Genomic DNA, 24,083 nt, shown 5'->3' with positions numbered 1-24,083 from the left:
AAACTCCTCTCATCCCGACACACGCCCCTGCGGCCCATCCGTGACCGATTCGATTCCTGCCAGCGGCGCTCGCCGTAGCGCCGCGCTCGCCTTCATTTTCGTCACCATCCTGATCGACGTGCTCTCGTTCGGGCTGATCATTCCGGTGCTGCCGCACCTGATCGAGCAGTTCGCCGGCGGCGACACCGCGCACGCGGCGTACTGGGTGGCGGCGTTCGGATTCCTGTTCGCGGCGATCCAGTTCGTGACCTCGCCGATCCAGGGCGCGCTGTCGGACCGCTTCGGCCGGCGGCCGGTGATCCTGATCTCGTGCCTGGGCCTGGGCCTGGATTTCGTGTTCATGGCGCTGGCGCCGTCGCTGGCCTGGTTGCTGGTGGGCCGCATCATTTCCGGCATCACCTCGGCCAGCTTCACCACCGCCAATGCCTACGTCGCCGACGTCACCCCTGCCGACAAGCGCGCCAAGAGCTACGGCCTGCTCGGCGCGGCGTTCGGGGTCGGCTTCATCGTCGGTCCGCTGATCGGCGGGCAGCTGGGTGAGATCGACCTGCGCCTGCCGTTCTGGTTTGCCGCCGGCCTGGCGCTGGTCAACTTCTGCTACGGCTGGTTCGTGCTGCCCGAGTCGCTGCCGAAGGAAAAGCGCAGTGCGCGCTTCGACTGGTCGCACGCCAATCCGCTCGGCTCGCTGGTGCTGCTCAAGCGCTATCCGCAGGTGTTCGGGCTGGCGGCGGTGGTGTTCATCGCCAACCTCGCCCACTACGTCTATCCGAGCGTGTTCGTGCTGTTCGCCGACTACCAGTACCAGTGGGGTCCGCGCGAAGTCAGCTACGTGCTGGCGATCGTGGGCGTACTCAACGTGATCGTGCAGGCGGGGCTGGTCGGGCGGATCGTGCATGCGATTGGTGAGCGCCGCGCGCTGATTATCGGACTGTGCTTCGGCGCGGTCGGATTCGCGATCTATGGCTTCGCCGATGTCGGCTGGGTGTTCCTGATCGGCCTGCCGATCTCGGCGATCTGGGGCCTGGCGGCGCCGTCGACGCAGGCGCTGATCACGCGCCAGGTCGGTGCCGACGTGCAGGGCCGCATCCAGGGCGCGCTGATGAGCCTGGTGAGCCTGGCCGGCATCATCGGCCCGGCGGTGTTCGCCGGCAGCTTCGGCTACTTCATCGACGACCGCGCGCCGGTGCACCTGCCGGGCGCGCCGTTCCTGATCGCCTCGGTGCTGTTGTGCGTCGCGGTGGGTATCGCCTGGCGCTACGCGCGCGTGCCGGCCCAGGCCGCGCCGGCGGTGATGGCCGAAGCGGGCTGAGGCTCAGTCTCCCAGGACTTTTAACATCGTAAGGTTGGCGAAAACGGCCAACATATGGTTTCAGAAACAACGACTGTGCTGGAAGCCATGAATTGTCCGCGTTAGGAAAGCATAAATCGTCCGCCGACGCGATGACCTTGATCCGAGCAGACTGATCTTGGACGGCTGCCACCTCCCTCCGCTTGCCCAGTTCGCTTGTAGACCGGTGCCGCGCAGAACGGACTTTGCTGCGGCATCTCGGCTGGACTCGTTCAATATCGACTGTTGGTAGGTCAGTCGCGTGCCCAGAGCAGCCGTGCCTACTTTTTACCCCATTCTAGATGCCCAGTGAGGGGAGAAAGGCGCTCATCGTCTTCGTGAATGTCGCGATCCGATACCGCATCGGAACTTGATGGCGCTTCTTCGAAGGTCAGCAGCGTGAAACCCTGATCCCAGTCGCCGACATGGAACGCTTCCTCGTGGCAGGAAAAGTCTCCCGCAACGCCGCTTTCGCTCCAGTCCGTGCCCTCGATATCCACGATCGCAATCCCTTCGTCGCGCTCCATTGCTCGATAGACGGCTGAGGTTCTAGGAACCTTGATGCCGACGGTGATCCGAAGTCCGGACTCACGCAGTGACCTAGACAGGATGGCATGGCGAACAGTGCCACTCTCAACGGGGACGTAAGCCAGCAGGTCTTCGGACACTTGCGCGAAGCGCGAAGCCACACAGGGCTTCGACGCTTCATACAGTTCGGAGAGTTCGGAAATCGTCTCCACTGTAAAATGCAAGTTGTTTGCCTGCTGCTGGATCAGTTTCCATGGCACCAAACACTCCGCAGCGAACACATCGCACAGAATTTCTTCCTTCGGCCGCCTGCCATGCCGTTCGAGTTCGTCGGATGGCACACGCGCCCCATGCACCGACGGTAGGCCAAGAATCTGATGCGCGAGCTCATGCGCGATAGTGAACCGGCGACGATATGGATGATCGTTCTTGTTGACGACAATGATCTTTCGACCGCCACGCTGAAGCAGCATGCCGGCAGTACCGGACTCGAGCTTGTCGCTCTCCTTAACCTCGAAGCCTTCGGCTTCGGCAATGGCAGCGATATCAACGGGAGCTCGTGCGGAAGGGTGTTTTTCCAGAAGGCGCCTAGCTCGCGAAATGGCCGTCAACTCATCCATGAGCGTGCGTCCTCAGAAGAGTTCACGCATGTGTTCGATCAACTTCAGCCAGCCCTCTTCAGTGGTCTGACGGTCCCCGCGATTACTGACGCGGGAGACATCCCGCAGCTCGTCCCAGGCAATGTCTCGGCGCGTGATCATCAGGTTGAACAGCGCATCGTCGATCGGCTGCTCCGCAAGCAGTTGCAAAATGGCTCGCTCCCGTTCATCTAGGCTCAGTGCCTCTGACAGCTTCTCCAGCGTTGTCTCCGAGGGGGAGGTCTTCGACCCTTTCGCCAAGTGCCAGATATAGGCATGGTCCAAATCACTGGCGCGCTCTAACTTCCTGAAACTCAAGTCCTTTTTGTCGCGCGCGCGCTCGATGAAGCCCGCCAGATCCATGTTCTGTTCAGCCTATTGCATTCGTTGGGGAGGCGAGTATATGCTGTTGACCAGCCAGACAACAGTTCAGAATGCTACGGCCGCAGAGCGGCCAAATTTTGGACCGTTGCGTTGTCTGGCTGAACAACGACCGCCGCGAGGCGGGTTTTCTTGGCCGATTGTGTTGTCTGGAAGGACAACGGAGGAGCAGCATGAGCAAGACCAGCGGGTTGAAGCCGGGCGCGAAGGCACCCCAGTCCGGCCAGTATCAAATCATCGGTCCCCGCGGGGCCAAGGGTCCAGAGCGCACCGTCGTGCGCCAAGAACCGCTCCCGCCGACGCCCTCACCGGGCTCGAGCTACAGCTTGGTGGATCCCACCCGTCACAAGAAGTGATCAACCGGCCGGGAGGCTTCGGCCTCCCGAGTCCCGGTCAAGACAACCAAATTCATCCACCAAGGAAATTGCACGAATGAGCAACGAACACTCGGAAAACGCTCCCGGCCACAACAAGCCGGTCCAGATCGTCATCAACGGCCAGCCGCACTCCGTCACGCAACAGCGCATCAGCTACGAGGAAGTCGTGCGCCTGGCTTTCCCGGAAGGGCCGTTCGACATCACCTACGCCGTCGATTACGCCAACGACCACGGCCCCGACGGAACGGTGACGCAAGGCCAGGACACCAAGGTTCGCGAAGGGATGAGCTTCAATGTCATCAAATCCAGTCGATCCTAATACCGCCCTCGATCGCCTTCGCGACGAGGGGTTCGAAGTAGAGATCCGCGACCAGCACCTGCTCGTTCACTCGATCCCTTACGTGACGGCCCAGAAAGTCGTGCGATACGCGACACTTGCCTGTCTGTATTTGAGACAAGACGACCAGGTGGTGCGCCCAAACAGCGGGCATGGCGATAACCACCAGGTCTGGTGGACGGGTGAGTATCCCTGCTACCCAAACGGCACGGTGCTGGACCTTGGCATCGATCCACAACAACGCGACTTGCTGCCCGGCTTCCCCGTCCGTCATCAGTTCTCAAACAAGCCGTTTGGTGCGGACGGGTTCCCCGAACACTACTCAAAGGTTACGCACTACATCCGCTTGATCCAGAACCAGGCGAAGGCCATCGACAAGGATGTCGATGCGCGAACCGGTCGTGTAGTTGCGACGCAGGAAGGCGAGTCAGTTTTCCATTATCCCGACACTGCGTCTGCGCGAGCAGAAATCTTGGCGATCTCGGCAAAGTTGACGGGACGCATTGCGATAGTTGGACTGGGTGGAACTGGTTCCTACATACTCGATCAGATCGCCAAAACACCAGTCGGCGAGATCCACCTCTTCGATGGGGACATATTCGGCAGCCACAACGCGTTCCGCGCACTTGGGGCCGCTTCGCTCGACGATGTCAATGCGAAGGAGCCGAAGACCGAATACTTCGTCCGCAAATACGAGCTAATGCGACGCGGAATTGTCAGCCACGCCTACTTCCTAGACACGCACAACGTCGTGGAGTTGACTGGTTTCGATTTTGTGTTTCTGTGTGTGGACAAGGGCGATGCGCGAGCGATGCTCGTCAAGCACTTGGTCGAGAGCGGAATCCCTTTCATCGATGCTGGAATGAACCTGAAGCTCGTCGCCGCGACCAACTCCCTGATCGGAACGTGTCGCGCGACATTGGTCACTAAGGCGAAGTCCGATCATGTCAGCGACTACATCCCGATGGACCCAGATGACGAGGATGTTCTCTATCAAGAGAACATCCAAGTCGCAGACATGAACGCGATCAATGCGCTGCTCGCGGTCATGAAGTGGAAACAGCACCAGGGCTTCTACGGGGACGATTTCAAGCCGTACAACCTTTCGTTCGGGGTGAACTTGATGTCCCTCAATCGTGGCCCCCGGCTGCAGGTCGAAGAAGAATGAGCACCATCCGTCCCGAGCTAGTCGAATTCATACCCCAATCGCTGGCCACCGGCGTGCTCTACATAAGCGAGCGATATCGAACGGCCTCGCACCTCTGCGCGTGCGGATGCGGAGAGAAGGTTGTGACGCCCCTATCGCCGTCCAATTGGCGCCTAGTTCGCCAAGGCGATCGCGTGAGTTTGTATCCATCTATCGGCAACTGGAACTATGCTTGCCGCTCGCATTACTGGATCAAAAACAACAAGATTGTCTGGTCAGGTCAAATGGCTGCAGCAAGAATTGCTCAGGTGCAGGAACGCGACCGCCTAGATAAGGCACGCGAGATAGAACAGCGCAATCGTGCCAAGCTAACTGGCAAGAACGCCGCCAAACCACTATCACTGTGGACGCACCTGGGAGCTGTCATTAAGCGCCTTCTGGACTAGTCTTCAAGCGCAGCCAGCAGCTCGGCGGGAAACGGCAGCAACGCCCAGAACGCGGTGTGGTTGCCGGCCCAGCGGAAGGCGGTCTCGTTGAGGATGTCGAGCAGCGTGTCGAAACACTCGCCATGCGCGGCACGCCAGCCATCGGCGTGTTCAACGAGTAACAGATAACCCGAGGCCGGCCGCCACGACAGGTCGGCCAGGGCATCGGCCAGGGCATCCCAGTTGCCGCCAAACCAGTCCGGGAACTGTCCCGCGGCGGCAAAGCGCTGCATCAGGTCGGCTTTGTCGTTGCAGCCGGCCAGGTCCACGCGCAGCACCGCGTAATCCAGCGCTTCGCCGGCCTGCGCCATCGACTCGGTATCGCGCACATCGATGAAATAGGCGCCGCTGTGTTCCGGATCGGCGAGGATCGAGCGCAGGTCGGTTGCACTCATTGACGTGCCTCCGACGACGGCAGCTCGAAGCGGCGGAAGCTGCGGTAATGGTCCTGCGTGTACCAGTACTCCACCGGCGGATCCCCGCCGGTGATGATGCGGCGCGCGCCGCGGTCGTCCGAACCCGGCGTCTCCACCGTGTACTCGCGGTAATAGCCGCGTGGTTGCGCCGGCAGGCGCTTCTCGCGGTTCTGGAACACGCCGCCGTCCTGGCGGTGGGCGTACGGACCGCCCTGCGCGATGCGGGCGAGGACGTCATGCGCTTCGCGTGGCAGGAAGTCAGGGTACTGCGCCGTTGTTGCTGGCACCGGCGGCGGCGCCGGCACAGCCACCTGGCCGGCCGGTGTCGCCACCGGCGGGTGCAGGTCGCCGTTGTCGGAGCGCTTCGTCCACAGCCACAGGCCAATGAGGACGATCGCGGCCAGCAGGCCGAGGTGGCGACGGCGCATGGTGTCGCCGATCAGCCGCAACGCAGGCCGGTGATCGCGCCGCGGTCGTTGACGTCGACGTTGATGCGGTCTTCGCGGTAGTCCATGGTCGCCGGCTGGCCCGGGCGCAGCACGCGCGCGTCGCGGCTGCTGGTGTCGCGCAGGATGCGGTTGACGATGTCGTCGTTGACGCCCTGGCCGATCGCCCAGCGTGCGGCCTCGACATTGCAGATGCCCGACGGCGGCACGGCGCCACCGGCAGCCGGGGGTGCCGACGCGCAACCGGCAAGCGTCAATGCGATCACCGCGAGTGAAAGAGTACGGAACATGGAGGTTCTCCGGCTGGATTGGCGCGACGTAGGTTTGGCGTGACGGGCGCACCGTGCGCCCGTTGCCGTGTGCGGGGTGTAAACGCGGGGGAGGATAGCCGGTTGATGGTGACTGCGACGCGTGCGCGCTATAAACCGTTCATGACCGAGCGCCCCTACGCCCCCGCCTGCGATCGCAACCGTGATCCCATTCTCGAAGTCCTGCGCCGGCACTTCGCCGATCGCCGCGACGTGCTCGAAGTGGGCAGCGGCACCGGCCAGCATGCGGTGTACTTCGCCGCGGCGATGCCCTGGCTGCGTTGGCAGTGCAGCGACCAGGCCGATGCCTTGCCGGGCATCCGCATGTGGCTCGATGAGGCGGCGCTGGGCAACACGCCCGCTCCGGTCGAACTGGACGTGTCGACAGGACCGTGGCCTTGCGCCGGCGGCGATGGCCGCTTCGATGCGGTATTCAGCGCCAACACGCTGCACATCATGGGCTGGCCCCAAGTGCAGGCGTTCTTCGCCGGTCTCGGACAGGTGATTGCGCCGGGCGCGGTGGTCGTCGTGTACGGACCGTTCAACTACGACGGCCAGTACAGCAGCGACAGCAACCGCGAGTTCGATGGCTGGCTGAAGGCGCGTGATCCGCGTTCGGGCATCCGCGACGCGGCTGACGTCGATGCGCTCGCCGCCGCCCTCGGCCTGCGCCTGGTCGAGGACGTGGCGATGCCCGCCAACAACCGTTGCCTGGTGTGGCGCCGCGATGCCGACGTGGCGTTGACGCCGCGGCGCTAGAGTCGCTTATCGGCCGCGAGCCGGCCTGGCGGAGCGACACGCATGGCACACAAGGTGATCTTCAACCTGCCCAAGCGCGAGCTGGGTCGCGAGGACGTCGAGTTCGTGGTCGAGCGCGATGGCAAGCGGTTCGGCACGCTGCTCGTGTCCAAGGGCGCGATCGAGTGGCGGCCGACCAATAAGGTCTACCGGCGCAAGCTGCGCTGGGAGCGCTTCGACCTGTTGATGCGCGAGAGCGGAAGACCGGTCTAGCATTGCCCTCGGGAAGATGGGCAACTTTGCCAATTGTGGCGAACGTGGCCGCGGTCACGCCCGACCGTGCCCAATGGCAGGGGTGCTCAGGCGCCAACCCTCGTAACGATGCGGGGTTGGCCGTCTTCCTCAGGGGTTGGGTACATGCTTCGTCGTTCGTCTGCTGCGCCGCGCCTGCGCGCGCTGCCGCTGCTGGTTTCCTTGCTGCTCGCCGCACCCGTCACCCAAGGCGCAGACCGCGCCACCGCAGGACGTGGCCTATCCCGGCACGCTGTCGCTGACCATCGATGCCACCGACCTGAGCCATCGCGTGTTCCGCGCCAGCCAGCAGATCCCGGTGCAGCCCGGTCCGCTGACGCTGCTGTACCCGCAATGGATCCCGGGCAACCATTCGCCGAGCGGCCCGGTCAATCGCGTCGCCGGCCTGAAGTTCAGCGGCAATGGCCAGCCGATCGCCTGGCGTCGCGATCCGCTCGATGTCTACGCCTTCAAGCTGGTCGTGCCCGAGGGCGTCAGCACGCTTGAGGTCAGCTTCGATGTGCTCACGCCGACCGCCGGCGAGCAGGGTCGCATCACCATGACCCAGGACATGCTCAACCTGCAGTGGAACCAGGGTCGCGCTGTACCCGGCCGGTCACTACGCGCGGCAGATCCAGATCGCGCCGGCACTGAAGCTGCCCGGCGGCTGGCAGGCCGGCACGGCGCTGGAGGTGGCCTCGAAGGAAGGCGACACGCTGCGCTACAAGCCGGTGCCGTTCGACACGCTGCTCGATTCGCCGGTCTACGCCGGCCGCTACTTCAAGCAGGTCGATCTCGATCCGGGTGCGAAGGTGCCGGTGCGCCTGAACATCGTCGCCGATGATCCGAAGTACCTGGAGGCCAAGCCGGAGCAGATCGAGGCGCATCGCAAGCTCGTCGACCAGGCTTACAAGCTGTATGGCGCGCGCCATTACGATCACTACGATTTCCTGTTCTCGCTGTCGGACCAGATGGGCGGCAACGGCCTGGAGCACCAGCGCTCCAGCGAGAATGGCGTCGGCCCGGAGTACTTCACCGAGTGGGGCAAGAACGCGGCCGATCGCGACCTGCTGCCGCATGAGTTCACCCATTCCTGGAACGGCAAGTACCGGCGTCCGGCCGACCTGACCACGCCCAACTTCAACGTGCCGATGAGCGACACGCTGCTGTGGGTGTACGAGGGCCAGACGCAGTACTGGGGTTATGTGCTGGCGGCGCGCTCGGGCCTGTGGAGCGCGGAGCAGGCGCGTGATGCGCTGGCACTGGTCGCGTCCACCTACAGCACCGATCGCCCCGGTTTCGCCTGGCGCAACGTGCAGGACACCACGCTCGATCCAATCATCAATTCGCGCAAGCCGCAGGCGTACCGCAGCTGGCAGATGAGCGAGGATTACTACAGCGCGGGGCAGCTGATCTGGCTGGCGGTCGACAGCAAGCTGCGCGATCTCAGTGGCGGCAAGCGCTCGCTCGATGACTTCGCCAAGGCGTTCTTCGGCGTCAAGGATGGCGACTGGGACGTCAACACGTATGACTTCGACGAGGTCGCGCGCACGCTCAACGGTGTGGCTGCCTACGATTGGGCGTCGTTCCTGCGCGAGCGTGTGGATGCCAATGCGGCGCCGCTGGATGGCCTGGCCTCCAGTGGCTGGAAGCTGGTCTATACCGATACGCCGAGCGAGTACCACAAGGGTATCGAGGGCGATCGCAAGTCCGCGGACTTCAGTGCGTCGCTGGGCATGTCGGTGTCGAACAAGGATGCGACGGTGAGCGGCGTGCGCTGGGACGGTCCGGCGTTCGACGCCGGCATCGCGCCCGGTGCCACGCTGCTCGCGGTCAACGGCTATGCGTTCGAGAACGATCGCCTCAAGGACGCGATCAAGGCCAACCGCGATGGTTCAAAGCCGATCGAGCTGGTGGTCAAGCACGGCGAGGTGGTGCGGACGGTGCGCCTGGATTACCGCGACGGTCTGAAGTACCCGCACCTGGAGCGCATCGCCGGCACGCAGGATCGGCTGTCGAAGATCCTTGCGCCGAAGTAACTCCTGACTTCCGGTTGGCGTCGTCCGCCGGGCCGGGGATTGCCCGCAAAGGCGGGGATCCAAGGACCTTGTTCCGGCCGATCACGCGACTTCGCGCCACCGGTAATACCTGCGATCTGCGAGTTCCAGCAGATCCAGGTCTTCATGCGTGTCACCGTAGGCATAGATGACCGGGAAGCCAGCAAGGTCATAACGCTCGCGCACGCGCCGCGCCTTCTCCTCGCCCGCGCACTGCTCGCCGTCGTAGCGCCCGGTCATCACGCCATCGCTGGATTCCAGCGATGAGCACAGAAGCTCCAGGCCGTGCTGCGCGCACCAGTGCGACAGGTACAGGTCGAATGCGCCGGAGACGACCACGATCTTGTCGCCCTGCGCCTTGTGCCAGGCGATGCGTTCCAGAGCCTTCGGCCGCAGCACCGCCGGCAGTACTTCGCGCGCGAAGCGCTCGCCCGCCGCCTGGACGTGGGCCAGGTCGGCGCCGCGGAATCCGTAATCGACCACGCGCGAGCGCACGCGGTTGGCGCTGACCATGCCGAGCTTGTAGCCGACCAGCATCGGCGCCAGCACGATCCTGCCGATGGCCAGTCGCCTGGGCGCGACGGCGTGGCCCATGAAGTCGGCGAACATCTCGCGGGTGGTGATGGTGCCGTCGAAATCGAACAGGGCAAGGTTCACGGGGGAATCGTCCTTGAGTCTCCCTCCCGCGAGGGGAGGGAGCGGTGTGGGGGCAGCGCAAGCTTAGACATGCCCGGTGCCTGTGTGCGACCCTCCCCCGCAAGCCCGGACCGATGCAAGCCCAATGACGGAAACCGCCAGCACCGCCCCCGAGACGTCGCAAAGGGGCGAGGCCGCGTTGGTGCGCTCGCTCGGATCCTTCCAGCTGGGCGCTTCGATCATCAACATCATCGTCGGCGCCGGCATCTTCATGCTGCCGGCGCTGCTGGCCGCGCGGATGGGCAAGGTCGCGCCGCTGGCCTTCGTCGCCGGTGCGGTGGCGATCATCCCGATCGCGCTGTGCTTCGCCGCCGTCGGCAGTCGCGCTTCGGCGACCGGTGGGCCCTACACCTATGTCACTGCGTGCTTCGGTCCGTTCGCGGGCTTCCTTACCGGCGCGCTGATGTGGATCTGCAATGTCGCCTCCAGCGCCGGCGTCGCCGCGGCGCTGAGCAGCCAGGTCGCGCAGGCGTTTCCGCAGTTCTCGCACGCTTCGCCGCGCGCGCTGCTGATCGCCGCGGTGTACAGCGCGCTGTTCGCGCTCAATGCGTTCGGCGTCAAGCTCGGCGCGCGCATGATCGTGGTGCTGGCGGCGTTGAAGCTGACGCCCCTGTTCCTGCTCGCCTCCCTCGGCCTGTTCTTCATCGACTGGCAGCACGTGAGCTTCGACTGGACCGCCGTGCCTTCGTGGCCGGCGCTGGGTTCCTCGCTGGTGCTGGTGGTGTTCGCCTATGCCGGCATGGAAACCGCGCTGGTGCCGTCGGGCGAAGTGCGCGACCCGGCCAAGCACGTGCCGCGGGCGACCATGAGCGCGATCGTGATCGTGGTCCTGCTCTACATCGGCATCCAGGCCGTGTGCGAGGGCGTGCTCGGCGCCGACCTGCCCGGCAGCGACGCGCCCATCGCCGACGCAGCCCACGCGCTGTGGAACCCCGGCCGTACCCTGCTGCTGGTCACCGCCTGCGTGTCGATGCTCGGCTTCCTGATGGGCAACCTGTTCTCGTCGTCGCGGCTGCTGTTCGCGCTCGGTCGCGACGGCTTCCTGCCGCGGCCGTTCGGCCTGGTCGACTTGCGCCATCGCGTGCCGATGCTGGGCCTGTTCGCCCATGCCGGTGTCGCCATCGTGCTGGCCGTGGCTGGCAGCTTCGAGACGCTGGCGCTGATTTCCGGTGGGGCGATCTGCCTGGTGTTCGCCGCGGTGGCGGTAGCGGCCTGGCGGGCGCAGCAGATCGATCTGCGCGGTCAGGGCGAGCCGCTGGTGCTGGCCGGTGGCCCGCTGGTGCCCGCCCTGGCGGTGCTGACGATGGCCGCGATCCTGGCCACGCTCAGCGAGAACGAATGGTTGGCCATCGCTCTGTCGCTGACGGCGCTGGTGATGGTCTATGCCGTGCTCGCGGCGATGCGCGGCCGCGGTGCGCGCAAGTCGGCGATCTGAGGCTTGTGCTCCGAGGCGTCAGCCTCGGCGCTCTCAACCGCGATGTTCCAACGCCAGGTACTCGGCCGACTGCATCTCGATCAGCCGCGAGGCGGTGCGTTCGAATGCGTGGGCGAGCTTGTTGCCGGCGTACAGCGCGGTCGGAACCACCGCCGCGGTGCAGACCAGGTTGACGTGGCGGTCGTAGAGCTCGTCGATCAGGTGGACGAAGCGTCGCGCCGGGTCGTCGTTGCTGCCGTCGAACAGAGGTATGGAACCCACCAGCACCGTGTGGCACTCGGTGGCGATCTCGATGTAGTCGCTGGCCGCGCGCGGGCCTTCGCACAGCGCGGCGAAATCGAACCAGGCGTGGCCTTCGGCCAGTGCGCGCACCGGGATCTCGCGGCCGTCGATGACCAGCGGGCCTTCCTCGCGCGGGCACGTCGCGGTGAGCTCGTGCCAGCGTTCGCCCAGCCAGGTGTCGGACGCCGCGTCTAGCGGCGCGCGGTACACCGGCGAGCGGGTCAGTGCGCGCAGGCGGTAATCGTGGGCGCTGTCGAGATGGAGCACGCGGCAATGACGTTCCAGCTGGGCGATCGCGGGCACGAAGCTGGCGCGCTGCAGACCGTCCTTGTAGAGGTTGCGCGGTTCGGTGTTGGACGTGGTGACCAGCGCCACGCCCTCGGCGAACAGGCGCTCGAGCAGGCGGCCGAGCAGCATCGCGTCGCCGATGTCGTTGACGAAGAATTCGTCCAGCACCAGCACGCGCAGCTCCTGCCCCCACTTGCGCGCGATCGCCGCCAGCGGATCGCTCTCGCCGGCATGCGCGCGCAACTGCGCATGGACCTCGCGCATGAAGCGATGGAAGTGCGTGCGGCGCTTGCCGATCGGATCGTCGCTGTTGTCCTGCGCCGGCAGCGAGTCGTAGAACATGTCGATCAGGAACGTCTTGCCACGCCCGACGCCGCCCCACAGGTACAGACCCTTCGCCGCCTCCGGCTTGCGTCCGAGCAGGCCATCGAGCAGCCCGCGCTTGCGCGGCACCAGCAGCGCGGCATGGACGCGGTCGAGTTCACGCAACGCCGCGTGCTGGGCGGGATCGTCGTTCCAGTCGCCGCGGGCGACACCGGCGGCGTACAGCGCGGACGGCGTCGCGGGCGCGACCAATGCCTCGGTGCTCATGCGTCCTGCGGTGCCTGTTCCGGTGGCAGGTAGGGCTTCACGCCGTGCTTGATCACGCCGCGCAGGTCGATCAGGCGACGATGGAAGAAGTGGCTGGTGTCGGGCATCTTCACCAGCTCCGGCGGTTGCCGCAGCTGCTTGAGGCTGTCGATCCAGGCGTAGACCGCCTGCGGGTCGACGATCTCGTCCGACTCGCCCTGGATCACCAGCCACGGGCACTCCGGCGGCACCAGCGTGCTGAAGTCCCAGCTGCGACCGGCGGCCGGCGGGGCGATCGAGATCAGCATGCCCGGCTTGAGTTCGGCCGCGCACTTGATCGTGATGTAGGAGCCGAAGCTGAAACCGGCCAGCCACAGTTGCGCGTCCGGACGTTGTTCGCGCACCCACGCAGCGACCGAGCGCAGGTCATCGGCTTCGCCGTTGCCGTGGTCGAAGTTGCCGGTGGAGGCGCCGACGCCGCGGAAGTTGAAACGCACCGTCGCCACGCCCGACTCGCGCAGCGCGCGCGCGGTCATCGTCACGACCTTGTTGTGCATGGTGCCGCCGTCGGTCGGCAGCGGGTGGCAGACGATGGCGACGACCCGTCGCGCAGGCGCCTCGGCGGCTTCGACGGTGGCTTCGAGCACGCCGACCGGACCTTCCAGCAGCAGCGTCGTGGCGGCGGCGGTGGGGAACGCAGGACTGTTCATGCGGCAATGATACGGGGCGGCGGGTTCAGTCTCCGTAATCCGCCCCGGTGGCGGGCTATCGACCGCGCAGGTCGAAGCCGAGCAGCAGCGGATCGTGGTCGGAACTGCGCCACGGACCGGCACCGCCTGCTCGATAGCCGGCACTGTCGGGTTCGTCGGCATTGCTGTGCCACTCGGCCGCGCCGCGCAGGCGTTGCGCGAGGGCCGGGCTGAGCAGGGCGTGATCGAGCCGGCCCAGTTGGCCGTCATAGACATAGCTGTAGGGTGAGGCGACACCGGCGACGGCAAACGCATCGCGCCAGCCATCGTCTTCGAGGGTCCGCAGCGGCGATTCGCGCGCATACGCGTTGAAGTCGCCCACGAGCAATGTCAGGGCGCGGCCGTAGCCGGTTGGGTTGGCGAGCAAGAAGCTGGCGAGCACACGCGCCGACAGCGTGCGCGTCGCATTCCAGCATGCAGCGCCATCGCCCTGGTCGCGATCGGCCCCTTCGGCACCGCTGCATCCCTTCGACTTGAAGTGATTGGGAACGACGACGAACGTCGAGCCATCGACGCGACCGTCCTTCAGCGGCACGAACGCCTGCGCCATCGGCGCGCGGCTGTGCGGTCCGAACGGGCCGCCCTCCATCGTTGCCGGACGTCCCTGCGTGCGGACGCGGTCGCTGCGGTAGATCAGGCCGACCCGGATCGCGTTGTCGCCCGGGCCCTGTCCGGCATCGACGAAGCGCCACGTGCCGCCCTGGGCGTTGAGCGCGTCGACCAGGGTGGCGATGCTCGAGTCGCGACCGTAGCCGTCGTTCTCCAGTTCCATCAGCGCGACGATGTCGGCATCCAAGCCGTTGATGGTGGCGACGTGCTTGGCCAGCTGTGCGGTCAGTTCGGCCGACGTGCGCGCGCCGCGCGGGGTCGGAAAACCGCCGCCGTGGCCATCGCCGTTGAACAGGTTTTCCAGGTTGAGCGCGGCAATGCGAAAGTCGCCCGGCACCTGCGGCGGTTGCGGGCGCGCCGCCGCATGCAGTGTCGGCATCGCGTCGAGCTGCAACCGATAGCCGGACTGTGCCTGGTCGAGCACGCCGCTCACGCCGTCGAGGCGGCTGCCGTTGCGCGCCTGCGCCAGTCCGTCGGGCCATGCCGCCGTGCCGTCGTTCGCCTCGAGCCAAAGCTGGCGTCGCGCGTTGTCGGCAACGACGGCGCGCTGTGCATCGCTGCCAGGCTCGGCGCGTTCGGTGGACTGCCACAAGCGCTCGCCGACGCTGGCCAGGACGCGGCCGTGCTTGCCCAGGTCACCACTGTCGGCCAGCAGGAGCGGCGCATCGACCCGCAGCGTCATGCCCTCCAGGCGTTCCCAGTCCGGCAGGGCATCGGCGACCGCGAAGGCCTTCAGCGTGCCGCGACCGAGCTTTTGAATCTGCGTCTGCTCCAGGGCGGTGCGGCTGGCGCGTCCGATGGCCTGCTCGACCACCACGCCGCGCACGCGGACACGGTCGCCAGGCTGGATCGGCGCCGCGGTCTGCGAATCGGCCACGAGGATCGCGTCCGAGGTTGCCTCGTCGCCATCGCCCGTGTCCTGCACGAACCAGCCACCGGCGCTGCCGGCGCGCTGGCTGACGACACCCTCGATCGTCACCGTTTGCCCCAGAAGCGGGCTTTGTGCGCCGTTCCCCTGCACGTGGCCCACAGCAATAGTGTCTGGGGCAACGGCGTCGGTGCCGGCACCGGGCAGGGTGCCGCAGCCGGCCAGCAGGCACGGCGCCAGCAGCAGGACGAAAGCGGTCGGGCGGGGACGGGTCATGGCGCGTCTGGCTGAGGGCGGTCGCGCATTATCACGAGCGCAGGCGACAACCGCTTGTCGCCGCTCGCCGGAGCGTTCCCCGGAAACGACAACGCCGCCCGAAGGCGGCGTCGCGCGAAGCAGTCGCGGTGGACTTACTTCAGGTTGCTCAGCATCCAGTCGACCGTGGCGATGACCTGCTCGTCGGTCAGGGCCGGGTTGCCGCCCTTGGCCGGCATCACGCCGGCAGTGCCGGTGAAGCCTTCGATGGCGTGCTTGTGCAGGGTGTCCTTGCCCTTGGGCAGGCGCTCGGCCCAGTGGGCCTTGTCCAGGGTCGGCGCGCCGCCGGCACCGGAGGTGTGGCAGCCGGTGCACAGGTTGTTGAAGATCACCGAGCCGTCGGTGGTGCCGCCGTAGGCGACCTGCGAGGCGGCAGCGGCAGCGGCAGCGGCCGAAGCGGCGGCCTGGGCCGCGGCACCGGTGGTGCCGGCGTAGACCGCGCCGACCGGCGCGATGCGCTCGGCGGTGCGCTTGGCCACGTCCGGGTTGATTTCAGGCGGCAGCTGGTCGTGCACGTACATCGCAGCGACCATCAGGCCCACGGTGACCAGCATCAGGAAGCCGATCACCATCGAGAATTTCTTAAGGAACTCAAGGTCGTAATTGCGCACAAACCCACCTATGGCACGCACCCCGTGGGTGCGCTTAGCTTCGACGAATAGTGGCCAGTATAAAGCCCGCCCCCGTGCCACCAACATGGCATGACACGGAAGTGGCGCGCCCGGAGGGATTCGAACCCCCGACCAATGGCTTCGGAAGCCACTACTCTATCCGGCTGAGCTACGGGCGCCTGGCTAAGATCCTGCGCGAATGGCCTGACCGGATGAATCCGATCACAGTCGCTCCGCGCGGGGCTGGCATTCTAGCTGCAAATGCCCGGCTACGGGCTGCCGCGGCCCGCCGGGAGCCGCATTTCGCGCCATCCGGGCGCCAATCAACCAACAACCGACCCTGCATCGGTCAGAATCTGTCGCTGGACTATGAGTTACGAACGCTTCGAAACCCCCGCCGTCGCCCCGTGGAAGGCGCGCCTGTCGCTGTACTGGCAGCTGGTCCGCGGCGACCGCCCGATCGGCTGGCTGCTGCTGCTGTGGCCGACCTGGTGGGGCCTGTGGCTGGCCGCCGAGGGCATGCCGCCGCTGTGGACCCTGTTCGTGTTCAGCGCCGGCGTCTGGCTGACCCGCTCGGCCGGCTGCGTAATCAACGACTACGCCGACCGCTGGCTGGACCCGCACGTGGAACGCACCAAGGAACGCCCGCTGGCGACCGGCGCGGTGCGCGGCCGCGAGGCGCTGGTCCTGTTCGCTGTGCTGATGCTGGCGGCTTTCGCCCTGGTGCTCACCCTCAACCGCCTGACCGTCTGGATGAGCTTCGTTGGCGTGCTGCTGGCGGCGAGCTACCCCTACCTCAAGCGTTACACCTACCTGCCGCAGGTCTACCTCGGCCTCGCCTTCGGCTGGGGCATCCCGATGGCCTTCGCCGCGGTGCGCGGCGAAGTGCCGGCGCTGGCCTGGCTGCTCTACGCGGCCAACATCGTCTGGGCGACCGCCTACGACACCTGGTACGCCATGGTCGACCGCGAAGACGACATCCGCATGGGCAGCAAGTCCACCGCGATCCTGTTCGGCGAGCTCGACCTGGTCGCGCAGGGCGTGCTGTATGCGCTGTTCTTCAGCGCGCTGGTGCTGGTCGGCCAGCGCGCCGGCATGGGCTCGTACTACTGGGCCGGCGTGGCGGTTGCCGCGGCGCTGGTCGTGTACGAGTTCGTCATTGCCCGCACGCGCGATCGCAAGGCCTGCTTCCGCGCCTTCCTGCACAACCATTGGGTCGGGCTGACGGTGTTCTTCGGCATCGCGGCCGATTTCGCGCTGCGAACTCCGGCGGCTTGAGCGCCTAGAACGCCTTGACCAGCTTGCGCAGGCGGAAGCCGGCGATGATCTGCAGCACGCCGTAGACCAGCGCGACAACGCCTATCCACAACGCCACGGTCACCAGCCCGGCGGCCGGGTGGACGAAGAACATCACGCCCAGCGCGATCGCCAGCACGCCGCTGAGCGCGATCAGCCATTCGCCTTCGATCTCCTTGCGCACGCGGATCGCCAGAACGATGCGCCAGATGCCGGCGACCACCAGCCACACCGCCAGGAGCAGCAGCAGGATCCCGGCTACGGCGAGCGGATGCATCACCGCCATGAGGCCGAAAACGATCGAGGCGATCGCGTACAGCGCCAGCCAACCCTTGGACACGGTGACATCCTTGCGGAACAGCGCGATCGCGCTGATCACGCCTTCGGCCAGCGCCATCACGCCGAAGGCCCAGGCAATCGCGACGGCGGTGCTTCCCGGCCAGACGAACGCGCTGATGCCGAACAGCACCGCGATCACGCCGTACACCACCAGCACCCACCAGCTGCGTCCCAGGCTCGCCAACAGTCCCGTGCTGCTCATCGCCGATCTCCGTGTGCGTCGTGGCCGGCAGGGTGGACTCAGGCCGGTCTGGGGGACGTGAAGCCCAAATGCACTTTCGTGACTGGCGCCGGCGCCGGAATCGCGCTGGAATCGGCTTGTTCACCCCAGTGCCGGAGCCTGCCCATGCGTCGCCTGTGCCTGTCGTTGTTCCTGATCTGTGCCGCCATCGAGTCCGGCCATGCCCAGCAAGAGCCGACGCGCGAACACCTCGCCCCGTCCGGCTGGGAAGACTCGTACCACGACATCCACTACAGTCCGGTCGTGCGCATTGGCGATCGCGTGATCATTTCCGGCATTCCGGCCGCGGTCGGTGATACCGACGAGGCCAAGGTCCGCTGGGCGTTCCAGCAGATGCAGGCGCACCTGGCGACGGTCGGCGCGACCATGGCCGACGTGGTCGAACTGCAGAGCTTCCACGTCGCGCGCGACCACGAGGAGTTCCGCCGCGTGGTCGAGCCGGTGCTGAAGGTGCACCGCGAATTCTTCAAGGACCACTACCCGGCGTGGACGGCGGTCGGCACCACGGCGCTGTTCTCCAAGGGCGCGCCGATGGAGATCCGCGCCGAGGCGATCATCGGCTCGGGCGCACGGCCCAAGGCCGACATCGCCAAGCCGAAGAAGCAGTGACCGTTCAGTAGGTCGTCTGGCGCCGCAGCAGGCGCCAGCCGATCAGCAGCTGGAACGCGCCATAGAGCAGCGCACCGATCGCCACCCACAGCGCGATCGTGGCAAGGCCGATGTCGGGCTTGGCGAGGAACAGCACGCCCAGCGCGATCGCGAGGGCGCCACTCAGGGCAAGCAGCCATTCGCCGCTGACCAGCTTGCGCAGCATCGAGGCGAACACCAGTCGTGCCACGCCGGCCACGATCAGCCACAGCGCCAGCAGCCACAGCATCGCCTCGGCCAGCCACATCGGTTGGTACAGGGCGAGCGCGCCCAGGCCTATCGAGGCCACCGCATAGGCCAGCAGCAACCAGTTCGGCAGCGCGATGTCCTTGCGGAACACGCTGAGCAGGCTGACCGCGCCATCGATCAGGGCGAGCAGGCCGAAGGCCATCACCATCACCTGCACGGTCCGCTGCGGCCAGCTCAGCATCGCCACGCCGAACGCCAGCGCGATGACGCCGTACAGCACGAACACCCAGCCGCTGCGCGCCACCGAATCCTCCGCCATCCTGCCCATCGCCCGCTCCTGTCGGTGAGAGTCGCAGCAGGGATACGGCGCGCGCGCAGTCAGGTCAAGTCGGCCGGTTTCTCAACTTGCCGCAGCCGCGTGCGCCAGGCCTGTCACGACCCCCAGCGACGCATCGCCGCTGACGATCTCCGCGCCGGGGAAGACTTCTTTCGCCGCCAGCGGCACGTAAGGCGAGCGCGACATGCCGCCGGTGAGGTAGACGACTTCCGGTTCGTAGGGCAGCTCCGTCTTCGCCCGACGCATCAGATCACCCAGATGGCGCAGGAACGGGCTGGCAGCATCGCGCAGCCGCTCCTTGTCCAGGTGCACCTGCAGTCCGTCCTCGATGTAGTCGAGATCGAACGCGACCCGGTCCTCGTCGCTCAGGCGAATCTTGGCCTGCTCGACGGCGCGGTTGAGGCGCACGGTGTGGCCGGGATGCTTGAGCTGCTCCAGGCGCTCGCCGTAAGGCGCCTGCACATGCTTGAACGACGCGTGCTGGAACCGGTTCTGCCGCTCCAGGTCGTGAACGGTGGAGGCCTCGTAGTAGCGATGCACGGCCGTCGGCGTCACGCCCTTGCCGAACAGCGCCATGACGCCGCGCATGCTCAGCTCGATGTCGACGTCGGTGCCGCCGACCGGATCGCCCCACGAGCCGTCGATGACCGGCGCAGCTGCCGTGCCGCCGACATGGGCCAGGGCGATGTCGGTCGTGCCGCCGCCGATGTCGAGGATCAGCGTCCGGCGCGGCGTCGCCACGGCACGGTGATACCCGTACGCCGCCGCCGCCGGTTCCTCGAGGAATTCGACCGAATCGAATCCGGCCGCGTAGGCGGCATCGGTGAGGATTTCCAGCGCCTGCACGCCGCCGGCTTCCTTCATGCTGCTGCGAAAGCGCACCGGCCGGCCCATCACGGCCGCGCGCACATCGGTGCCAAGCTGCGCCGATGCGGTGGTGCGGATATGGCGCAGCAGCTGCGTGGCGATCCGCAACAGTGCCTCGCGCGCATTGCCTTCGAGCTTGTAGCCGAGCATCGACTTGGGCGAGACGACGAGATGGCCGGTGCCGCTGGCCATGTACGCCTTGACGGCTTCGTCGCCGTACAGCGCGTTCTGCACGTCGGCGCCGGCTTCCATCGCCTTGCGGATCTCGTTGGCCGCCCATTGCCGGCGCACGGCCACGACCGCGGCACGGTGCATTTCATGGTCGGTTTGCTTGCGCGCCGTCGGCACCAGCGCGAGCGCCTCGTCGCGAAGATGCGCCGGCCGCCGCATGGCTTCCTCGCGCAGGCGCTGCACGCGCGCCTGTTCCTGGCTCTGGTCGCGCTTCGCGCCGGCGACGAGCGCCCGCACCTGGTCTTCCAGTTCCGGCGTCAGCTCGAACTGCGTGACATCGGGCATTCGCAGCGGGAAGAACACCGTCGTGCGGAACTGCCTCTCGTCTCCGAAACGGATCAGTTGCAGTTGGCCATCGACCACGGCGCCCGCGGCCGAATAGCTGGTCCCAAAGTCGATTCCAATCCGCATCGCGCTGCCCTACCGGTAATGCACTGCCATTCGTGACTCGCCATTTTGACGGGTACGCGCCGCGCTGACGAACCCTGCGTGTCAGAGCACCCGCGCGCACACCCACACGTCGACGCGCGCCACGCCTGCTCGCCTCAACGCCAGGGTCGCGGCGCGCGCCGTGGCGCCGGTGGTCATCACGTCGTCGATCACGGCGACATGCGCCGGCAGCGCCGTATCGGCACGGATCGCGAAGGCATAACGCAGATTGCGACGGCGACCATCGACATCCAGTGTCGACTGCGCCGCGGTGGCGCGCCGTCGCAACAGCAGGTCGTCGCGCAGCGGCAACCGCAGCGCCCTCGCCAGCGGTCGGGCCAGCTCCAGCGCCTGGTCGTAGCCACGGCCGCGCAGGCGCGAGGGGTGGAGCGGCACGGGGACCAGCGCCTGCGGCCGCTCGGCATCGGCGAGGTTGCGCGCCATCAGGGTCGCCAGCAGGCGGGCGCTGGCCAGATCGCCGTGGAATTTCACCCGCGGCAGCAGCCGGTCGATCGGCGCGGCATAGACGAAGACCGCGCGTGCCGCGGTTTGCGGCGGCTGCTGCCGCAGGCATGCGCCGCAATGGGTCATGGCGGTCGCCAGGGGCAGGGCGCAGCGGTGGCAGGCCTGGCGGTTGTAGGGCAGGGCGGCAAGGCAGGGGTCGCACAGGTCCAGTCCGCAACCGCCGGCAAGCTCGCCGCAAAGCAGGCAGCGAGACGGCCACAGGGCCGCGCCGAGGCGCCGCAGCCAGCCTCGCGGACCGCCGTCAACTGTGCCGCCCCCTGTTTGGTTGACAGCATCCGTCACCCTTTCCAGACTGCCGGCCCTGTCCCGCTGCAACCGTCGGAAAAGCCCCATGTCAGCCGTCAGCGCCGCCCCCTCCGCTTCTGCACCCACCCTCGACCCCAGCGCCCTGCGCCATGACTGGTCGCGGGCCGAGGTCCGCGCCCTGTTCGACCTGCCGTTCCCGGAGCTGCTGCACCGCGCCGGCCAGGTCCACCGCGAGACCTTCGACCCGGCCGAGATCCAGGTCAGCACGCTGCTGTCGATCAAGACCGGCGGCTGCCCCGAGGACTGCGGCTACTGCCCGCAGGCCGCCCGCTACCACACCGGGGTCGAGGCGACGAAGCTGATGAGCACCGAGGCGGTGATCGAGAAGGCCCGCCAGGCCAAGGCTGCCGGCGCCAGCCGCTTCTGCATGGGCGCGGCCTGGCGCTCGCCGAAGGACCGCGACATCCCGAAGGTTGCCGCCATGATCACGGAAGTGAAGGCCATGGGCCTGGAGACCTGCGCGACCCTGGGCATGCTCTCGGGCACGCAGGCGCAGGCGCTGCGCGAGGCCGGCCTGGACTACTACAACCACAACCTCGACACGGCGCCGGAGTTCTACAACCAGATCATCCACACCCGCGAGATGCAGGACCGGCTCGACACCCTGTCCCACGTCCGCGACGTCGGCATGAAGACCTGCTGCGGCGGCATCGTCGGCATGGGCGAGTCGCGCGAGCAGCGCGCCGGCCTGCTGCAGACCCTGGCCAACCTGCCGGCCCACCCGGATTCGGTGCCGATCAACCGCCTGGTCCAGGTCGAGGGCACCCCGCTGGCCGGGGCCGAGCAGCTGGACCCGTTTGAATTCGTCCGTACCGTGGCCGTGGCCCGGATCCTGATGCCGCGCTCGATGGTCCGCCTGTCGGCCGGCCGCGAGGCCATGAGCGACGAATTGCAGGCCCTTTGCTTCCTGGCCGGGGCAAATTCCATCTTCTACGGTGAGAAATTGCTGACGACCGGTAATCCCGACACGGAGCGGGATATGGCATTGTTTGCCCGACTGGGCCTGCGACCGATGCAGGTCACTCAACAGGGGACAACCGTGCACGCCGAAATCGTCGAACAAATCGACGGCGACCCGTCGTCGTCGTCATTCCGTTCAGCCACCCCGACCTGCGCGGCCTGACCATGGCCCGGGCGACGTGGCGTGAGCGCATCGATGCAGCGCGCGAGCAGCGCGTCGCCAGCGCGCGCGTCCGCGTGCGCCGCACGGTCACCCAGCGCGATGGTGCGCGCTGCGTGGTCGACGGTCGGTCCCTTCTGAACTTCTGCGGCAACGACTACCTCGGCCTGTCGCAGCACTTCGCCGTGGTCGGCGCGTTGCAGGACGCGGCCTCGCGCGAGGGCGCCGGTGGCGTCGCCTCGCACCTGGTCTGCGGCCACCACGCCATCCACGACGCGCTCGAGCGCGAACTGGCCGACTGGCTCGGGGCGCCGCGGGCGCTGCTGTTCGGCAGCGGCTACCTCGCCAACCTGGCGGTGATCCAGGCCCTGCTCGGCGACGAGGACGTCTGCGTCCAGGACCGTCTCAACCACGCCAGCCTGATCGACGCCGCGCGCCTGGCCGGCTGCCGCCTGCGCCGTTACCCGCATGCCGACGCCGAGGGCGCCATCCGCCAGCTGCGCGGCATGCCCGAAGGCATGGCGATGATCGCCACCGACGGCGTCTTCAGCATGGACGGCGACGTCGCCCCGCTGCGCGAGCTGGCCCTGGTCGCCCGCGTGCAGAAGGCCCTGCTCTATGTCGACGATGCCCACGGCATCGGCGTGGCCGGCCCGGACGGGCGCGGCACGGTCGCCGCGGCCAAGCTCGGCACCAACGACGTGCCGCTGCAGCTGGCCACGCTGGGCAAGGCCCTGGGCGGCTACGGCGCGGCCGTGGTCGGCGATGCCGACCTGATCGGCCACCTCGCCGAAACCGCGCGCAGCTACATCTACACCACCGCGTTGCCACCGGCCCAGGCCGCGGCAACGCTGGCGGCGGTCAAGCTGGCGCGCAACGAACACTGGCGCCGCAACAAGCTCGAAGAGCTGACCGGCCGCTTCCGCGAGCGCTCGCAGCGCCTTGGCCTGGACCTGCTCGATTCGCAGACGCCGATCCAGCCGGTGATGTGCGGCGACGACGACCGCGCGCTGGCGATGGCGCAGTCGCTCGAGCAGGCCGGCTACTGGGTCGCCGCAATCCGCCCGCCGACGGTGCCCGAAGGCCGCGCGCGCCTGCGCGTGACCCTGTCGGCGCTGCACGGCGCCGGCGATGTCGACGGCCTGGTCGATGCCATTGCCTACGCCCGCGACCGCGCCAACATCGGCCGCACCGGCCTGCCCGAGCGCGGACTCGCACTGGTTCGATGAGCGGGCAGCGCGATCTTGCGCGCCTGCTCGCCGGCTTGCAGGTGACCGCGCGCGAAGGCGAGTTCGTCTTCGTCAGCCGACCCGAGTCTGATCCGGGGCTGGCCGCGCTGGCGCAAGCCAGCGTTCGCGAAGACGAGGGCGTCACCTACGTGCTGCCCCGCGCCAAGGCCGATGCGCTGCGGCTCGATTACGGTTTCCGCGCGGCCTGGCTCAGCCTGGGCGTGCATTCGGCGCTCGATGCCGTCGGCCTGACCGCCGCGGTCGCCGCAGCGCTGGCGCGGCACGGCATCGCCTGCAACGTGCTGGCGGGCTTCCACCACGACCACCTGCTGGTCCCCACGGAACGGCGCGAGGACGCGCTTGCGGTGCTTTCGGCGCTTTCCGTACAGGCGGCGGCGCCATGAACCCGGATAATCGCTCCGGCTAG

General features: G+C 67.0%; 27 protein-coding genes, 1 tRNA gene and 1 pseudogene. 14 read left to right on the top strand and 15 right to left on the bottom strand.

Features of this window, described 5'->3' with window-relative positions; translation table 11 throughout:
* Nucleotides 1-40: 40 nt before the first annotated feature.
* On the top strand, nucleotides 41-1,309 hold the full coding sequence (locus HIV01_RS13640) for a TCR/Tet family MFS transporter (protein WP_245156809.1): 1,269 nt from the start codon (nucleotides 41-43) through the stop codon (nucleotides 1,307-1,309).
* Nucleotides 1,310-1,608: 299 nt separating this feature from the next.
* Here the strand turns inward: HIV01_RS13640 and HIV01_RS13635 are convergent, their stop codons facing one another.
* Together HIV01_RS13635 and HIV01_RS13630 are read right to left on the bottom strand one after the other, a co-directional pair.
* Nucleotides 1,609-2,475 (bottom strand): ImmA/IrrE family metallo-endopeptidase, encoded by an 867-nt coding sequence (locus HIV01_RS13635; RefSeq protein ID WP_200607941.1) that lies wholly within the window; start codon nucleotides 2,473-2,475, stop codon nucleotides 1,609-1,611.
* 12 nt (nucleotides 2,476-2,487) lie between these two features.
* Nucleotides 2,488-2,856, bottom strand: coding sequence for a helix-turn-helix domain-containing protein (locus HIV01_RS13630; protein ID WP_200607939.1), 369 nt, complete (start codon nucleotides 2,854-2,856; stop codon nucleotides 2,488-2,490).
* A gap of 191 nt (nucleotides 2,857-3,047) precedes the next feature.
* Here HIV01_RS13630 and HIV01_RS13625 point away from each other — a divergent pair, with 191 nt between their 5' ends.
* The 4 genes from HIV01_RS13625 (at nucleotide 3,048) to HIV01_RS13610 (ending at nucleotide 5,181) form a co-directional block, all read left to right on the top strand.
* The gene (locus HIV01_RS13625) at nucleotides 3,048-3,230 is read left to right on the top strand and encodes a hypothetical protein (protein ID WP_207526965.1); all 183 of its coding nucleotides are present in this window, start codon (nucleotides 3,048-3,050) and stop codon (nucleotides 3,228-3,230) included.
* A gap of 76 nt (nucleotides 3,231-3,306) precedes the next feature.
* Nucleotides 3,307-3,570 (top strand): multiubiquitin domain-containing protein, encoded by a 264-nt coding sequence (locus HIV01_RS13620; protein ID WP_200607935.1) that lies wholly within the window; start codon nucleotides 3,307-3,309, stop codon nucleotides 3,568-3,570.
* Complete coding sequence (locus tag HIV01_RS13615; RefSeq protein ID WP_207526964.1) at nucleotides 3,545-4,756, top strand: ThiF family adenylyltransferase; 1,212 nt, start codon at nucleotides 3,545-3,547, stop codon at nucleotides 4,754-4,756. Before HIV01_RS13620 ends, HIV01_RS13615 begins: the two co-directional genes overlap by 26 nt.
* The gene (locus HIV01_RS13610; RefSeq protein WP_200607931.1) at nucleotides 4,753-5,181 is read left to right on the top strand and encodes a ubiquitination-like system serine protease family protein; all 429 of its coding nucleotides are present in this window, start codon (nucleotides 4,753-4,755) and stop codon (nucleotides 5,179-5,181) included. The genes HIV01_RS13615 and HIV01_RS13610 overlap by 4 nt, the downstream gene beginning before the upstream one ends.
* Here the strand turns inward: HIV01_RS13610 and HIV01_RS13605 are convergent.
* From HIV01_RS13605 to HIV01_RS13595, 3 genes are read right to left on the bottom strand one after another with little or no spacing between them, the layout of a single operon-like run.
* Nucleotides 5,178-5,615, bottom strand: a complete 438-nt coding sequence (locus tag HIV01_RS13605; protein WP_200607929.1) for a barstar family protein — start codon at nucleotides 5,613-5,615, stop codon at nucleotides 5,178-5,180. The genes HIV01_RS13610 and HIV01_RS13605 overlap by 4 nt on opposite strands.
* The gene (locus tag HIV01_RS13600; protein ID WP_200607927.1) at nucleotides 5,612-6,064 is read right to left on the bottom strand and encodes a guanyl-specific ribonuclease; all 453 of its coding nucleotides are present in this window, start codon (nucleotides 6,062-6,064) and stop codon (nucleotides 5,612-5,614) included. Before HIV01_RS13600 ends, HIV01_RS13605 begins: the two co-directional genes overlap by 4 nt.
* Nucleotides 6,065-6,075: 11 nt before the next feature.
* Nucleotides 6,076-6,372 carry an I78 family peptidase inhibitor gene (locus HIV01_RS13595; protein WP_200607925.1) on the bottom strand — a complete coding sequence of 99 codons (297 nt, stop codon included), beginning with the start codon at nucleotides 6,370-6,372 and terminating at the stop codon, nucleotides 6,076-6,078.
* Between the two features lie 141 nt (nucleotides 6,373-6,513).
* Between HIV01_RS13595 and HIV01_RS13590 the strand changes: the two genes are divergently transcribed.
* The 3 genes and pseudogenes from HIV01_RS13590 to HIV01_RS13580 all read left to right on the top strand — a co-directional run bounded on the left by HIV01_RS13590 (nucleotide 6,514) and on the right by HIV01_RS13580 (nucleotide 9,458).
* Nucleotides 6,514-7,149, top strand: a complete 636-nt coding sequence (locus tag HIV01_RS13590) for a DUF938 domain-containing protein (protein WP_200607923.1) — start codon at nucleotides 6,514-6,516, stop codon at nucleotides 7,147-7,149.
* A gap of 42 nt (nucleotides 7,150-7,191) precedes the next feature.
* On the top strand, nucleotides 7,192-7,401 hold the full coding sequence (locus tag HIV01_RS13585) for a hypothetical protein (protein WP_200607921.1): 210 nt from the start codon (nucleotides 7,192-7,194) through the stop codon (nucleotides 7,399-7,401).
* A 160-nt stretch (nucleotides 7,402-7,561) separates the two neighbouring features.
* Nucleotides 7,562-9,458, top strand: a pseudogene (locus tag HIV01_RS13580) (M61 family metallopeptidase).
* Nucleotides 9,459-9,539: 81 nt separating this feature from the next.
* Here HIV01_RS13580 and HIV01_RS13575 read toward each other — a convergent pair.
* Entirely contained in the window at nucleotides 9,540-10,133 is a 594-nt protein-coding gene (locus tag HIV01_RS13575) for an HAD family hydrolase (RefSeq protein WP_200607918.1), read from the bottom strand.
* A gap of 124 nt (nucleotides 10,134-10,257) precedes the next feature.
* Here HIV01_RS13575 and HIV01_RS13570 point away from each other — a divergent pair, with 124 nt between their 5' ends.
* Nucleotides 10,258-11,607, top strand: coding sequence for an APC family permease (locus tag HIV01_RS13570; protein ID WP_207526963.1), 1,350 nt, complete (start codon nucleotides 10,258-10,260; stop codon nucleotides 11,605-11,607).
* 33 nt (nucleotides 11,608-11,640) lie between these two features.
* On the opposite strand, the gene zapE is transcribed toward HIV01_RS13570, so the two are convergent.
* The 5 genes from zapE to HIV01_RS13545 form a co-directional block, all read right to left on the bottom strand.
* Complete coding sequence (gene zapE / locus HIV01_RS13565; RefSeq protein ID WP_200607914.1) at nucleotides 11,641-12,768, bottom strand: cell division protein ZapE; 1,128 nt, start codon at nucleotides 12,766-12,768, stop codon at nucleotides 11,641-11,643.
* Entirely contained in the window at nucleotides 12,765-13,457 is a 693-nt protein-coding gene (locus HIV01_RS13560; RefSeq protein WP_200607913.1) for an alpha/beta hydrolase, read from the bottom strand. Before HIV01_RS13560 ends, zapE begins: the two co-directional genes overlap by 4 nt.
* 55 nt (nucleotides 13,458-13,512) lie before the next feature.
* On the bottom strand, nucleotides 13,513-15,249 hold the full coding sequence (locus tag HIV01_RS13555; protein WP_200607911.1) for an ExeM/NucH family extracellular endonuclease: 1,737 nt from the start codon (nucleotides 15,247-15,249) through the stop codon (nucleotides 13,513-13,515).
* Nucleotides 15,250-15,383: 134 nt separating this feature from the next.
* Entirely contained in the window at nucleotides 15,384-15,899 is a 516-nt protein-coding gene (locus HIV01_RS13550) for a c-type cytochrome (protein ID WP_200607909.1), read from the bottom strand.
* A gap of 102 nt (nucleotides 15,900-16,001) precedes the next feature.
* A tRNA-Arg gene (locus HIV01_RS13545) sits at nucleotides 16,002-16,078 on the bottom strand.
* Nucleotides 16,079-16,268: 190 nt separating this feature from the next.
* Between HIV01_RS13545 and ubiA the strand changes: the two genes are divergently transcribed.
* Nucleotides 16,269-17,177 carry a 4-hydroxybenzoate octaprenyltransferase gene (gene ubiA / locus HIV01_RS13540; protein WP_200607907.1) on the top strand — a complete coding sequence of 303 codons (909 nt, stop codon included), beginning with the start codon at nucleotides 16,269-16,271 and terminating at the stop codon, nucleotides 17,175-17,177.
* Between the two features lie 4 nt (nucleotides 17,178-17,181).
* Here ubiA and HIV01_RS13535 read toward each other — a convergent pair whose 3' ends face one another.
* Nucleotides 17,182-17,736 carry an HdeD family acid-resistance protein gene (locus tag HIV01_RS13535; protein ID WP_200607906.1) on the bottom strand — a complete coding sequence of 185 codons (555 nt, stop codon included), beginning with the start codon at nucleotides 17,734-17,736 and terminating at the stop codon, nucleotides 17,182-17,184.
* 144 nt (nucleotides 17,737-17,880) lie between these two features.
* On the opposite strand from HIV01_RS13535, the gene HIV01_RS13530 reads away from it, so the two are divergent.
* Nucleotides 17,881-18,384: a Rid family hydrolase gene (locus HIV01_RS13530; protein WP_200607904.1), complete on the top strand. Its 504-nt coding sequence runs from the start codon at nucleotides 17,881-17,883 to the stop codon at nucleotides 18,382-18,384.
* Between the two features lie 4 nt (nucleotides 18,385-18,388).
* On the opposite strand, the gene HIV01_RS13525 is transcribed toward HIV01_RS13530, so the two are convergent.
* The 3 genes from HIV01_RS13525 to HIV01_RS13515 form a co-directional block, all read right to left on the bottom strand.
* Nucleotides 18,389-18,940, bottom strand: coding sequence for an HdeD family acid-resistance protein (locus tag HIV01_RS13525; protein WP_200607903.1), 552 nt, complete (start codon nucleotides 18,938-18,940; stop codon nucleotides 18,389-18,391).
* A gap of 72 nt (nucleotides 18,941-19,012) precedes the next feature.
* The gene (locus tag HIV01_RS13520; RefSeq protein WP_200607901.1) at nucleotides 19,013-20,458 is read right to left on the bottom strand and encodes an Hsp70 family protein; all 1,446 of its coding nucleotides are present in this window, start codon (nucleotides 20,456-20,458) and stop codon (nucleotides 19,013-19,015) included.
* Nucleotides 20,459-20,539: 81 nt separating this feature from the next.
* Nucleotides 20,540-21,292, bottom strand: coding sequence for a ComF family protein (locus HIV01_RS13515; RefSeq protein ID WP_425600284.1), 753 nt, complete (start codon nucleotides 21,290-21,292; stop codon nucleotides 20,540-20,542).
* A gap of 40 nt (nucleotides 21,293-21,332) precedes the next feature.
* Between HIV01_RS13515 and bioB the strand changes: the two genes are divergently transcribed.
* The 3 genes from bioB to HIV01_RS13500 are packed head-to-tail and all read left to right on the top strand — an operon-like array spanning nucleotide 21,333 to nucleotide 24,060.
* Nucleotides 21,333-22,430 (top strand): biotin synthase BioB, encoded by a 1,098-nt coding sequence (bioB, locus tag HIV01_RS13510; protein ID WP_200607899.1) that lies wholly within the window; start codon nucleotides 21,333-21,335, stop codon nucleotides 22,428-22,430.
* 2 nt (nucleotides 22,431-22,432) lie between these two features.
* Nucleotides 22,433-23,656 carry an 8-amino-7-oxononanoate synthase gene (gene bioF, locus HIV01_RS13505; protein ID WP_200607897.1) on the top strand — a complete coding sequence of 408 codons (1,224 nt, stop codon included), beginning with the start codon at nucleotides 22,433-22,435 and terminating at the stop codon, nucleotides 23,654-23,656.
* A complete protein-coding gene (locus HIV01_RS13500) occupies nucleotides 23,653-24,060 on the top strand; it encodes an ACT domain-containing protein (protein WP_200607895.1) in 408 nt (135 codons plus the stop codon). Before bioF ends, HIV01_RS13500 begins: the two co-directional genes overlap by 4 nt.
* Nucleotides 24,061-24,083: the final 23 nt, after the last annotated feature.

This window comes from Lysobacter arenosi, assembly GCF_016613475.2.
Taxonomy (GTDB): Bacteria; Pseudomonadota; Gammaproteobacteria; order Xanthomonadales; family Xanthomonadaceae; genus Lysobacter_J; species Lysobacter_J arenosi.
Note: the sequence above shows the minus strand (reverse complement) of the source record. Positions and strands in the feature narration are given on the sequence as shown.